The sequence below is a fragment of the Photorhabdus australis DSM 17609 genome (assembly GCF_000711895.1).
GTDB lineage: Bacteria > Pseudomonadota > Gammaproteobacteria > Enterobacterales > Enterobacteriaceae > Photorhabdus > Photorhabdus australis.
In genome coordinates this window covers 1-12,038 of sequence record NZ_JONO01000045.1, presented here as the reverse complement: position 1 = coordinate 12,038, position 12,038 = coordinate 1, and the positions used below count along the sequence as shown (strand labels likewise).

General features: G+C 41.2%; 12 protein-coding genes and 1 pseudogene. 5 read left to right on the top strand and 8 right to left on the bottom strand.

Annotation, left to right across the window (positions count from 1 at the left end):
* Positions 1 to 43: 43 nt before the first annotated feature.
* The 3 genes and pseudogenes from pdxB to BO26_RS24445 all read right to left on the bottom strand — a co-directional run bounded on the left by pdxB (position 44) and on the right by BO26_RS24445 (position 2,141).
* Complete coding sequence (pdxB, locus tag BO26_RS13490; protein WP_036772158.1) at positions 44 to 1,171, bottom strand: 4-phosphoerythronate dehydrogenase PdxB; 1,128 nt, start codon at positions 1,169 to 1,171, stop codon at positions 44 to 46.
* A gap of 197 nt (positions 1,172 to 1,368) precedes the next feature.
* On the bottom strand, positions 1,369 to 1,764 hold the full coding sequence (locus BO26_RS13485; RefSeq protein WP_036772157.1) for a hypothetical protein: 396 nt from the start codon (positions 1,762 to 1,764) through the stop codon (positions 1,369 to 1,371).
* 92 nt (positions 1,765 to 1,856) lie between these two features.
* A pseudogene (locus BO26_RS24445) lies at positions 1,857 to 2,141 on the bottom strand (colicin Z C-terminal domain-related protein).
* A 459-nt stretch (positions 2,142 to 2,600) separates the two neighbouring features.
* On the opposite strand from BO26_RS24445, the gene BO26_RS13475 reads away from it, so the two are divergent.
* Positions 2,601 to 3,515: a DMT family transporter gene (locus BO26_RS13475; protein ID WP_036772155.1), complete on the top strand. Its 915-nt coding sequence runs from the start codon at positions 2,601 to 2,603 to the stop codon at positions 3,513 to 3,515.
* Here the strand turns inward: BO26_RS13475 and BO26_RS13470 are convergent.
* The 4 genes from BO26_RS13470 to BO26_RS13455 form a co-directional block, all read right to left on the bottom strand.
* Positions 3,496 to 4,917 (bottom strand): sensor histidine kinase, encoded by a 1,422-nt coding sequence (locus BO26_RS13470; RefSeq protein ID WP_036772152.1) that lies wholly within the window; start codon positions 4,915 to 4,917, stop codon positions 3,496 to 3,498. The two genes, BO26_RS13475 and BO26_RS13470, sit on opposite strands and share 20 nt — an antisense overlap.
* Positions 4,914 to 5,582, bottom strand: coding sequence for a transcriptional regulator TctD (gene tctD, locus BO26_RS13465; RefSeq protein WP_036772148.1), 669 nt, complete (start codon positions 5,580 to 5,582; stop codon positions 4,914 to 4,916). The genes BO26_RS13470 and tctD overlap by 4 nt, the downstream gene beginning before the upstream one ends.
* Positions 5,583 to 6,156: 574 nt before the next feature.
* Entirely contained in the window at positions 6,157 to 6,804 is a 648-nt protein-coding gene (locus tag BO26_RS13460; protein WP_036772147.1) for a DUF4431 domain-containing protein, read from the bottom strand.
* Between the two features lie 526 nt (positions 6,805 to 7,330).
* A complete protein-coding gene (locus tag BO26_RS13455) occupies positions 7,331 to 7,975 on the bottom strand; it encodes a DUF7424 family protein (RefSeq protein ID WP_236637458.1) in 645 nt (214 codons plus the stop codon).
* Between the two features lie 368 nt (positions 7,976 to 8,343).
* On the opposite strand from BO26_RS13455, the gene BO26_RS13450 reads away from it, so the two are divergent.
* From BO26_RS13450 to BO26_RS13440, 3 genes are read left to right on the top strand one after another with little or no spacing between them, the layout of a single operon-like run.
* Positions 8,344 to 9,324 (top strand): Bug family tripartite tricarboxylate transporter substrate binding protein, encoded by a 981-nt coding sequence (locus BO26_RS13450; protein WP_036772210.1) that lies wholly within the window; start codon positions 8,344 to 8,346, stop codon positions 9,322 to 9,324.
* Positions 9,325 to 9,338: 14 nt separating this feature from the next.
* Positions 9,339 to 9,770: a tripartite tricarboxylate transporter TctB family protein gene (locus tag BO26_RS13445; protein WP_036772144.1), complete on the top strand. Its 432-nt coding sequence runs from the start codon at positions 9,339 to 9,341 to the stop codon at positions 9,768 to 9,770.
* 10 nt (positions 9,771 to 9,780) lie between these two features.
* Positions 9,781 to 11,301, top strand: coding sequence for a tripartite tricarboxylate transporter permease (locus tag BO26_RS13440; protein WP_036772141.1), 1,521 nt, complete (start codon positions 9,781 to 9,783; stop codon positions 11,299 to 11,301).
* A 148-nt stretch (positions 11,302 to 11,449) separates the two neighbouring features.
* Here the strand turns inward: BO26_RS13440 and BO26_RS24905 are convergent, their stop codons facing one another.
* Complete coding sequence (locus tag BO26_RS24905) at positions 11,450 to 11,599, bottom strand: hypothetical protein (protein WP_477707035.1); 150 nt, start codon at positions 11,597 to 11,599, stop codon at positions 11,450 to 11,452.
* Between BO26_RS24905 and BO26_RS13435 the strand changes: the two genes are divergently transcribed.
* Positions 11,549 to 12,038, top strand: a 490-nt coding sequence (locus BO26_RS13435; RefSeq protein ID WP_420864703.1) for an IS982 family transposase, incomplete at its 3' end; no start/stop codon positions are given. The genes BO26_RS24905 and BO26_RS13435 overlap by 51 nt on opposite strands.

Sequence of the window (12,038 nt, the reverse complement as noted above, 5' to 3'; positions counted from 1 at the left end):
CATTAATTTCTCTTTCTGACATGCAGACGTATTTCTACACGAATTAAATCAGTTCTGTACTAAAACCAAGAGCAGCTAACAATTCGGCACTCTCTCTATTATCGCAACACACAGTCAAAGATGACCATTCCCGACGTTCCGAATAGTTCTTACGCAGACGATCAAATTGTCCTTTCTGACCAGCAACTTGCCGTAATGGAACATCATCGCGGCGCACATCATACACTAAATGTATCAGCCGTTTCAGTGTGCTTTGAGTCACAGGCCCATGCAGGGTGATACGGCTGAAATCTGGCTCAGGCAACAAATCAGATAAAGCAACTTTACCGGATCGACCGAGGAATTCGCAGTAAGCCTCATATACCTGAGTGGTACCACGAGCTTTACCTTCAAGCGTGTATCCGGCGATATGCGGTGTACCAATATCGACTAATTCCAGTAATGGCAGAGATAAATCAGGTTCAGGTTCCCAAACATCTAAAACAACACTGAGTTTTTTACCAGATTCCAGCTCAGCAAGCAGTGCCTGATTATCAACAACTTCACCACGGCTGCCATTAATCAATATGCGATTATCTGGCAAAGCCGACAACAATTCAGCACTCACCAGATGATGTGTTTTATACGGACCTGATTTATTAAGTGGCGTATGGAATGTAAGAATATCAGCCTCTTTAACTAGTTTTTCTAGTGGCCAAAATTCACCGGCGTCCCCTCTGTCAGCTCTGGGTGGATCACATAAGAGTACTCGGATGCCAAGGACAGATAACCGTTCTGCCAGCCTGCTACCAACATTACCAACACCGACAATTCCTACAACTTTATCTTTGAGTTCAAAATTGTTACGTTCTGCCAGCACCATTAACGCTGAGAAGACATATTCAACCACAGCAATAGCATTGCATCCCGGTGCAGCAGAAAACCCGATTCCTACCTGAGATAACCACTGCTGATCCACATGGTCAGTACCCGCCGTTGCCGTACCGATAAATTTTACGGTGCTACCTTTTAACAATTCTTCATTAACTTTAGTCACCGAGCGGACCATAAAGGCATCAGCATGATCTAATACACCTTCCGGTACCGGGCGCCCTGGAATAGCCTGCACATCCCCCAATTGCTGAAACAGCTGCTCAGCATAAGGCATATTTTCATCAACCAGAATCTTCACTTAATTCCATCCTGTGGCATCAAACGGGCGTAGCCGCTATTTTGCCACTTAATCGTAACAAAACCCATAATAACGGTTTATTTTGTTATTAACTTTTTCCAAAACACCCCGGTATAGACTTGCCAGTTGCTGAAAATAGGGCTTTAAGCCATGCCCTATGATGCTGCTGATTTTCTTAATGAAAAACTGATTACTATTTAATTTCTTAATGTATCCACAATATTCATCGCCTGCTCTGTATCTTTTATCGACATTCTGAATGAAGGACCTAAGGCAGTTTGAATGGTATTCGAAATAATAGGTATACCTTTAAACGATATTGTCACTTGGGAGCCGATATTTTTATTGATTAAAGTATCAAGGTGGGGAAAACAAGGATTATCTTTTTTCACCACTATTGCTAATTGGCTATTGCCACTTTCATCTGCCCCTAAATAATCGATTTGAGCTGTACAGGCTTGGGTTAAAATAAATTTGTCACCGGATGAAAATGCAAATTTCAGTCCTTGTTCTATTTGCCCTGGTTTATCTGGATTACTGGAGCACCCTGTTATGACAGATAGAAGTAACATAATAACCAATAAACTTCTCATAATTTTGATCCTACAATATTGAACAATTTCACATAATATAAGCCCTACTTAAAACTCAAGTAGGTCTGTAATTAGCATTACATTAAAATAAATTACCAAGTAATTCTAATGTCTTGCCCTATAGAATGACTTTTACACCTTATTCTATCTGTTCCTATCTCTCCGTTACTACGGACCAGATAATTACCAGGGCCTATAGTTTGTATATTTTTTAGTGCTGGTTCATCTACATATTATATTTCAACGGAAAAAGTAGATGGAGCCTGTGATTCTGTATCAAAAGAATATCTAACACTGTGGCTGTTGCCGAACCATCCTTGTAAATCAATCCAGGGTCCCCAAAAACCAGGTGAAGCGTAAGCTTGAGCTGCTGGCATATTTAACTCCTTAAATGTAAAAGGTTAGTTATATTGGTAAGCAACAATCTTTCAAATAGCCCCTCTATATTATAGATAAGAATTTCATTTATTATAATTTATATTTATGTTTTATATAGTATTTATAGATAACATAATATTTTTAAATGAAATATTTGTAGATAAAAATTCCCAATTTGAGAATACAGGTGCCCAGTACCTAAAAAACCTTTATACCTGTTATCTTTCAAGTTGCCTCTTTGTTGGCTGTACTCACTCACCCCGGTCACAGAGTTATCTATACCCTTCATCTTTCAAGCTGCTGCTTTGTTGGCTGCGTTCACTTACCCCAGTCACCTAGTTATCTATGCTCCTGGGGATGCGTTCCCTTGCCGCCGCACTGCAACTTGAAATCTATTGGGTATAAATCAAACACTGTTAAACTAAGCCTCCATTTTTCTCTCAATGCGACTCATCTATATGAATATGTTTTTCCCGTTTCTAGCCGTCCTAATCTGGTCGATCAATGCCGTGGTGAGTAAAGCTGCTACCACTGCTATTGAGCCTGCTGCAATTTCCTTTTACCGTTGGCTTTTGGCTTTTCTCACTCTCACCCCTTTTGTTTTACTGCCGGTTATCCGCCAATGGAAAATAATTTGTCAACATTGGTGGAAATTATTCATCCTTGGCGCACTTGGTATGGTGCTTTACCAAAGTCTGGCCTATTACGCTGCGCACAGTATCAGCGCAATGTTTATGGGAATTTTTAACTCAATGCTTCCCCTTTTAACTATCATCATCAGTATATTTGTTTTGCGTGTTATCCCCACTATAGGTATTGCCCTTGGCACTACTTTATCTCTGTTTGGTTTGATTTGGCTGGTCAGTACCGGAGATCCCTTATCATTACTGCAACACGGTTTAGGCAGAGGTGAACTGATGATGTTTCTTGCTTCCGTCTCCTATGCTCTATATGGCGTATTAACTAAACATTGGTCTATTCCGTTACCAAACTGGCAATCCCTATATATGCAAATTGCTTTTGGGGTCCTGTTATTACTGCCAAATTTCCTATTGACAAAAGATGTTCAATTAAATGCTAACAATATTCCGTTAGTCTTATTTGCAGGTATTCCAGCCTCAATCCTCGCTCCTTATTTATGGATACAAGGTGTCATAAAACTTGGCGCGAATACTACTTCCATATTTATGAATCTGGCCCCAGTATTCACAGCTATTATCGCTATTCTGGTTCTACATGAAAAAATGCACAGTTACCACCTGATAGGTGGTAGCATAACCTTGCTAGGCGTTATATTGGCACAACAATTACGTATCCCCCTTATTGGGAGTAAGACAACAAAATCTCAGGAAATTAATCATCAGAAAACCTGAAAGAAATTCTTACTAATAAACCGCCCAGCGTTTCGCTGGGTAGTAATTGGGGATGAGTACCATGATAAATACTAATATCTTTTACCAGGGCCAATCCTAATCCTGCGCCTTCATGTCCTGCGGCATTATCAAGACGATTAAAAGCCATAAGTGACAAACTAACTTCTTCTTCAGCAATTCCTGGCCCACTGTCATCCACTTCCAAATAGCAATACGTTTTACAAGGGCTAAGAATAACTCTGGCAGTAACCATTCCGCCTTCCGGAGTATATTTAATTGCATTGTCTAATAGATTAGCGCACATTTCTGTCAACAGTACAGGTTCCCCTTTTATCCACCGAGTATTTTCCCCCTCATAACCCAAATCAATATTCTTACTTTCAGCCTGCTGCAAACGAGAAAAACACGCCTGTTGCAACAATTCAACTAAATTAACCGGCTTATAATCCTGAACGGCCTCTTTTTCATGAGCTTTCAAACGAGAAAGCTGCAATAAACGGTCGGTCAGAGAAATCGTACTATCCAATGTGCTATCAATAGCCTGCAAGCTTTCTTTCCATTGTTCAGGATCTCGACTTGCAAGTGCTACCGCCACTTGAGTTTTTAATACCGTTAATGGTGTTCTGAGTTGATGAGAAGCATCTGCACTGAATCTCTCCTGTCGATTCACCATCAATTTCAGTCTCTCTATATAACGATTAAATGCATGTAATAATAGAGAAAGCTCTGACCAAGGTAATATATCTGGCAAGGGAGTGAGATCATTCGCAGGACGACGGACCATGACACCAGAAAGTTTATGTAATGGTTTAAGCAACTGTTTCAACAGAAAATAAGCCAGAATCAGGGTTAACCCAACCACTGTTCCTTGACTCATCAAAGAAGATATTAATAACTGTTGCGCAAGATAATGACGGGAAGCCACCGTTTCGGCGACTAATATTAATGCCATCCCCATCATTCCACCTTCATTAATCGGCTGATAAAACGCAGCAACCCGGATAGGTTGACCATGATATTCAGCATCATAAAAATAAACCAAAGCCGTGTATAAATTGGATCGCAACGCATGTTTGGGTATCAATGGTAAATCATCATAACCAGAAATTGTTTTCCCCTCAGGTGATAACACCTGATAGAAAAGTCGATCATTCATATTCCGCTCAAAACTATCCAGGACCACATAAGGCACATCAACAATTAATTGGTTATTTTCGACTGTCAGCCGCTCGGCTACTGTGCGGGCAGATGCTAATAAAGTGCGATCATAAGCCAATGTCGCCGCATTTTTCGCACTGAAATAATGGGTATATACAGATAAACCACCTAACAAAAACAGTGGAACACCGAAAAACAAGAGCAACTGGTGAAACAATGATTTCGGTATTTTGAACAATTTCATTGATTCTGGCACTCCAGACGATAACCTAACCCGCGTAGTGTGCTGATCCCCACACTGCTACCGGACAATTTTTTCCGAACCCGATGTACATAAAGTTCAATACTTTGTGGATTCGCTTCATCCGATAGTGCAAATACTTGTTCAAAGAGCTGTTGTTTAGAAACGGGTCTTCCCCGACGATGGAATAGGGTTATCAGGACTGAAAGCTCTCGTGGAGTTAAAGCTAATGGCTCACCATTCAGCGTAAAGTAACCTTCATCCTGATAAACAAGAGAACCAAATGTCAGAATCTCTTGCGAAATACCCGCACTGCGCCGAAGTAACGCTCGGATACGTGCTTCCAATTCCTGTAAATCAAAAGGCTTAGTCAGATAGTCATCAGCGCCAGAATTGAGTCCTTTTACCCGGTCAGCAACATCAGCCTTAGCCGTCAATAATAATACCGGCAAATTTTGCCCCCGCTTACGCAAACGAACCAATAGTGAAAGGCCATCTAGCCTTGGTAAAGAAACATCTAAAATCAACAATGCATAGTTTTCTGTCTGCAATAATTGATCGGCCACTATGCCATCACTCGCTACATCTACAGCAAACCCTGTACTGCTCAGTGCTTTTTGCAACCAATGCAATAATTCAGGGTGGTCTTCTACTAATAAGAGACGCATTTTAGAGATATCTCCATGATTTTAATAAGCATAACCAAAAATACAATTCCATATTATCCCGTTGGTTATCCTGAATAGATTTGCCAACCGAACATGTACTAAGAACGTATAAGTGCGCCATACTTGCATGAACAACTGGCATTTATTCAGTTAAGCCGTGGCGTACATGGATTGCTACAAATTAGCTACTGAACATGCTTTGGAATCCCGCACCTCATCCCGTAAAATCAAGCTGTATAGTAAATTCTACATACTTTGTGCGGTTATTTCATAACCTTCGTGACTGTGATAATTGGCTGCGTAATCAAGGCCATGCTCGAATAAGATGTGCCTCACAACCCCGTCTTTAGGAATTAGAAAACCGTTTTGAGATCAGATCATCGTAGGGTTTTATTCATTTTTGAGTATGAAAGAACAACGTGACAATCTTTCTCTCGAAGATTCATCACGGACCATCCATCTAAAAAACGGTTATTCAGCGTAGAGTTATTTCCCAAGAAATCATCAAGACCTTAGAATTTGCTCTCTATAATTATGTTCGTCAAAATGTGCTGCGTAACCCCTTATAGGATATTTAGTTAGCTGCATCAATGCGTTGGCTATCAATCATTAGTGGTGTATGGTGGTGACCAGAAACTGCATACATGATTTTCCCGGTTACGTTCACACGGTGACCAAGAAGGCTTCTGTACACATCATAAAAGTCAGACGGAACTACCAGTTGCATAAAATTGCGATCACCCCAGTCTGGTGCTCCCTTCGCGCACTTAATCGGATTATCCGGCTGTAGCACCCAATAAGTTTCAGGAGTATCCCCATTTTCCACGCTCTCGTAATTTGGTGGACCGGGGTAAGTAATCCTTAACAAAGTTCCAGCCAGAATGATTTTTTGCCCTTCTTTATAGCAATTCTCTGTAGTATTAGCGGCAATTTGCCTATACATTTCAGATGATCTCCGATACCAGTCCTGAAGACATTTAACTGTGGTGCATTTCTCGCGAAGTTTCCAATTCTGCTTCGTCAGCACTTTAAAATCTGCACTGCTATCCGTAGACTGCTTAGCACTAAGGTAATCAACATATAGATTATCGTCAGCCTGGGATAACTCAGGCGTCGCACAAATTAGCATCTCAGCTTTACTAGTCGCTTTAGCACAATCAAAACTCGCAGAATGGGCGCTGGCGGACACCAACAAAAAAATAACAGCAATTTTCTTTAACATCTTTCACCCTCTATAAGATTTATTCAAAGTAAGTTCTATACCTGTTATCTTTCAAGTTGCCTCTTTGTTGGCTGCACTCACTCACCCCGGTCACATCGTTATCTATACCCTTCATCTTTCAAGCTGCTGCTTTGTTGGCTGCGTTCACTTACCCCAGTCACATCGTTATCTATGCTCCTGGGGATGCGTTCCCTTGCCGCCGCACTGCAACTTGAAATCTATTGGGTATATGCTCCCGGGGATTCGCTCCCTTGCCGTCGCGATCCATCTTGAAATCTAATGGGTATAGAAGTAGAGACTTTCCAGTAGCCCGCAGCGATCCCACAAATAAAAAACAGCAAAGTTAATTAGAGAATTTTTTTAATTCATCTTTCTTTTAGACTAGTTACGTTTATTGTGATCCATTAACAATTTTTCCTTGTTTATCAACTATATCCTTTTTAGATTGCTATTTATTTTCCTGCTTTATGATGCTTTCTTTACAATATGATAAAACTCGCAGTAGCAAACAAAATCACCTTTCTATTCACTCAGGCATTGCCATTAGTACAGGCGTGAAATTAAAACGTTCATCTAATGCAGATGCAACAGACACATTGGACAAAGTTAATTTTATTTCACTTCCAGCTTTCAAACCGAAATTCGATATCACCATCGGATCTTTATCGTTAAGGAACACGGATAAACCTGTCATGTTTAAAACTTTATCTGTATCATTCCTAACATTAATTGAGATTTTAGTTTTTGATGCAATAGAGCTATCTGCCTTGTTAATCTTTTTCTTTATCTCTTTTGGTATACTGATCGCCAAAATATCTGCATCATTACCGTAAAGGTGAATTCCCTTAGTAGAACCACTATCATTTGAATTTCCCACGCTCACAGGGATTTTAAAATGAGCAAATGAATCCATATCTTTTCTAAAACATTCTACATATTCGGCGCTGGTGAAAATATCCGGTACTTTTGCTTGAGCTTCTAACAGAGATTTTGATGGCTGCCTTGAATCTTGATAATCACCACAGGCACTAACTTCAACCAATAAATCAGACGTCACTATTTTTACCTGTTTAGATAAAAGATCGCTAACAGATACCGAAGTACTCAGTTCTGTTTTACATCCTGTTAAAGTAAAAGCGATAACACTACAAAGAATCAATTTTTTCATCATTTCCTCAAATTTAGACGTCATCAGGGTAAAATATAATTAAATTATATTCAATAAATCGTCTATTGAACACATTGTATAAATAAATAATTGTCATCCACATCATATTTCCCTGACCAAATATAAGATTCCCTACCAGCAACATCGAACCACTAAAAACTTACAATAAACCAAAACAAAAAAGAAAGCCTATAGCCATCTGTTAGCTCATTAATGCGAAACGCTACGCAAAATTAGGAGATTGAAATCACATATCAGCAATTTTTTTTGTTAATGAAAGGTAAATGAAAGGTTTTGCTATTATCAATTGAGTTAACCGGGGGCCATTTATAATGGTTATGTCTTACACGGGTATTTATGAGAACAAGCATATGAAAACTATAACGCTTAAAACGTTAGCAGCAACCGTTTTATTATTTGGCGCAAGCAATCTTTTTGCTGCCAGTGCACCTGGCAGGACTGAGTGTATTGCTCCTGCAAAACCCGGTGGTGGTTTTGACCTGACCTGCAAACTGGTACAGGTTTCATTACTGGAAACAAAAGAGATTAGTAAACCTATGCGCGTCACCTTCATGCCTGGTGGTGTTGGCGCTGTCGCTTATAACGCCATTGTTGCACAGCGACCTGCTGAAGCGGGAACCATTGTTGCCTTCTCCGGCGGCTCTCTACTCAATCTATCTCAGGGGAAATTTGGTCGCTATAACGTTGAGGATGTTCGCTGGTTGGCAAGCGTTGGGACTGATTATGGCATGATTGCAGTCCGTGCTGATTCTCCTTATAACAGCCTGAATGATTTGATGAATGCATTCAAAAACAACCCAAATAGCATCGTATTTGGTGCCGGAGCGTCTATTGGTAGTCAGGATTGGATGAAAACAGCACTACTGGCCAAAGAGGTTGGCATTGATCCACACAAAATGCGTTATGTCGCTTTTGAGGGAGGTGGTGAACCCATCACTGCTTTGCTAGGTAATCATATTCAAGCTGTTTCCGGTGATTTGAGTGAGATGGTACCTTACCTAAATGGAGACAAAATCCGTGTCTTAGCTGTTTACGCTGATAAACGCTTAGACGGTGATTTAGCCAACATCCCTACAGCCAAAGAGCAAGGCTATGATCTGGTATGGCCGATTATCCGCGGTTTCTATATGGGACCAAAAGTTTCCGATGAAGAGTACCAATGGTGGGTTGATACTTTTAACAAGCTACAACAAACAGACGATTTTAAAAAACAACGCGACCTCCGTGGACTGTTTGAGTTCAACATGACTGGCAAAGAACTGGACAACTATGTGAAAAAACAGGTTGAACAGTATCGTGAGCAAGCCAGAGCTTTCGGATTAGCTAAATAACGGGAGCTATTATCATGAGCGATCGTATTTTTGCTACTGTCTGGCTGATACTCTGTGCCATTGGACTGGTTATCGGTTGGGGAATTCAGAGCGAATACACTTATGAACCACTGGGGCCGAGACCTTTTCCTATAGCCATTCTGTCCTTAATGGCTGTCTGTGCCTTATTACTGCTTTTCAGAAAACCAGAGCAAAGCAACTGGCCTCACGCGTCCGTTATCTATCGCCTGATGCTAATGATTGTCTCTTTGGTTATTTACAGCTGGGCGTTTGAGTGGTTGGGTTTTCCCCTGGCTACTGCCCTGCTGACATGCAGTATAGCGCTATTATTTAACGCTACACTGCTTGCAGCAATCATTTCCGGGGTGTTCCTTGGCGTCTCGCTCTATTTCGCCTTTGATCTCCTACTTGATGTAACCCTGCCTCTTGGCAACTGGCTCAACTGACGGAGGATTTATGGAAACCTGGATGTATCTCAGTCAGGGTTTTGAAGTCGCCATGGTGCCACAAAACCTAATGATTGCGTTGATTGGTTGTTTCATTGGAACAATTGTTGGATTGTTGCCGGGGCTTGGGCCAATTAATGGTGTCGCTATTCTACTACCATTAGCTTTTGCCTTAAAACTGCCTGCTGAATCTGCTCTGATATTATTAGCAACTGTTTATATCGGTTGTGAGTATGGTGGGCGAATATCATCGATTCTACTCAATGTTCCCGGTGATGCATCTGCCATTATGACCGCATTGGATGGTTATCCAATGGCCAAACAAGGTCGTGCGGGGGTGGCATTGTCCATTTCGGCGGTTAGTTCTTTCTGTGGTTCTCTGTTGGCAATTTTAGGCATTATTTTGTTCGCGCCATTACTGGCGCAATGGTCACTGGCTTTCGGTCCTGCTGAATATTTTGCACTAATGGTTTTTGCTATTGCCTGTCTGGGTAGCATGATGAGCCAGAATCCTCTGAAATCACTGCTAGCAGCACTGATAGGATTAGGTCTGGCAACTGTCGGAGTAGACGCCAACACCGGGGTTTACCGTTTTACTTTCGACAATGTTCATCTGTCAGATGGCATTCAATTTATCGTTGTGGTGATTGGCCTATTTTCCGTCAGTGAAATTCTGCTGATGTTGGAAAACACATCAACCGGTAAAACCATTATCCGCAAAACAGGCCGTTTGCTGTTTAACCGCAAGGAAGCGGCGGAATGTGCTATGCCAACTATTAGATCATCTTTCATCGGTTTCTTTGTCGGTATTTTGCCCGGCGCTGGGGCAACAATTGCCAGCGCAATTACTTATATGACAGAAAAGAGGATCAGTGGAAATAGCGATTCATTTGGTAAAGGTGATATTCGTGGCGTTGCCGCGCCAGAAGCCGCTAATAATGCTTCAGCCTGCGGCTCCTTTATCCCAATGCTAACATTAGGAGTTCCAGGCTCAGGTACGACTGCCGTTATGATGGGTGCACTAACGCTCTATAACATTACGCCAGGACCAGGAATGTTTACTGAGCAACCGGATATCGTTTGGGGATTAATTGCTGCATTACTGATTGCTAACATAATCTTGCTAATTATGAACATCCCAATGATAGGTTTGTTTACACGGATGTTAACTATTCCACTATGGTTTCTTGTTCCAGCTATTGCTACCGTTTCAGCCGTTGGGGTATATGCCGTACACAGCACTACATTCGACCTTTTGTTGATGATAGGGTTAGGCGTTTTCGGTTATATTCTGAGAAAAATGAATTTTCCTATGTCGCCATTAATCCTTGGTTTTGTTCTGGGAGAAATGCTAGAACAAAATTTGCGCCGTGCACTTTCCATCAGTAATGGTGAATTTGGAATTTTGTGGAGCAGCTCTATTGCTCAAAGCCTACTAATATTGGCAGCACTGGTTCTGATTATTCCGCCAATATTACGAATTGTCCGTAAACGTCGTATTCAACAAGCAATTGCTGAAACCAATACTTGATAAATAAAAGCCCATAATTATCATATACCCTATGGATTTCAAGATGCATCGCGACGGCAAGGGAGTGAATCCCCGGGAGCATAGGTAACTAACCTGAACTCCGTTTAAGAAAGGAAGAAAAGAAGGGAACTAAGTGCCTGAGGCACGATCAAAGTTTTTGCTTATAAAACAAAATCGTGGAGATCCTCAGGCTATGGTTACTTGAGAAGAACTTTTCTGCTGCGTCGATGATTTTTGCCAAAAATTTATCCCCCTTTGGGAACAACAGCTCATTGAGAATAATCTGCTTAAACGCCATCGTATGACTTCCTTGTCTCTGAGCGAAGTGATGACTCTCCTCATTTTATTTCACATGAGCCATTACCATCATTTTAACGCGTTTTATACTAATAAGCATGTGCAGCAATACCTTAAAACGGATTTTCCGGGCCTGGTTAGCTACAATCGAATGATAACATTGAAGAAAAGAGCCATTATTCCGTTGTGCCCTTTCCTTTCTTCACGCCAACAAAAATCACAAGGGATTGCCTTTATCGATTCCACTCAAATCGCGGTTTGCCATAATCTTCGTATTTCTCGGAATAAGGTCTTCGATGGCGTAGCACAGCGAGGAAAAACCAGCACAGGATGGTTTTATGGCTTTAAACTTCATTTGATTATCGATGATTGTGGCGAGCTTTTATCCGTTAAATTGACACCGGGAAATAGAGACGATCGCCAGCCGGTTAAAGCGTTGG

Coding starts and splice junctions, on each gene's coding strand:
- BO26_RS13485 (WP_036772157.1), bottom strand. CDS start 1,764: ATGAGAAGTTTATTGGTTATTATGTTACTTCTATCTGTCATAACAGGG.
- BO26_RS13475 (WP_036772155.1), top strand. CDS start 2,601: ATGAATATGTTTTTCCCGTTTCTAGCCGTCCTAATCTGGTCGATCAAT.
- BO26_RS13470 (WP_036772152.1), bottom strand. CDS start 4,917: ATGAAATTGTTCAAAATACCGAAATCATTGTTTCACCAGTTGCTCTTG.
- tctD (WP_036772148.1), bottom strand. CDS start 5,582: ATGCGTCTCTTATTAGTAGAAGACCACCCTGAATTATTGCATTGGTTG.
- BO26_RS13460 (WP_036772147.1), bottom strand. CDS start 6,804: ATGTTAAAGAAAATTGCTGTTATTTTTTTGTTGGTGTCCGCCAGCGCC.
- BO26_RS13455 (WP_236637458.1), bottom strand. CDS start 7,975: ATGATGAAAAAATTGATTCTTTGTAGTGTTATCGCTTTTACTTTAACA.
- BO26_RS13450 (WP_036772210.1), top strand. CDS start 8,344: ATGAAAACTATAACGCTTAAAACGTTAGCAGCAACCGTTTTATTATTT.
- BO26_RS13445 (WP_036772144.1), top strand. CDS start 9,339: ATGAGCGATCGTATTTTTGCTACTGTCTGGCTGATACTCTGTGCCATT.
- BO26_RS13440 (WP_036772141.1), top strand. CDS start 9,781: ATGGAAACCTGGATGTATCTCAGTCAGGGTTTTGAAGTCGCCATGGTG.
- BO26_RS24905 (WP_477707035.1), bottom strand. CDS start 11,599: ATGGCGTTTAAGCAGATTATTCTCAATGAGCTGTTGTTCCCAAAGGGG.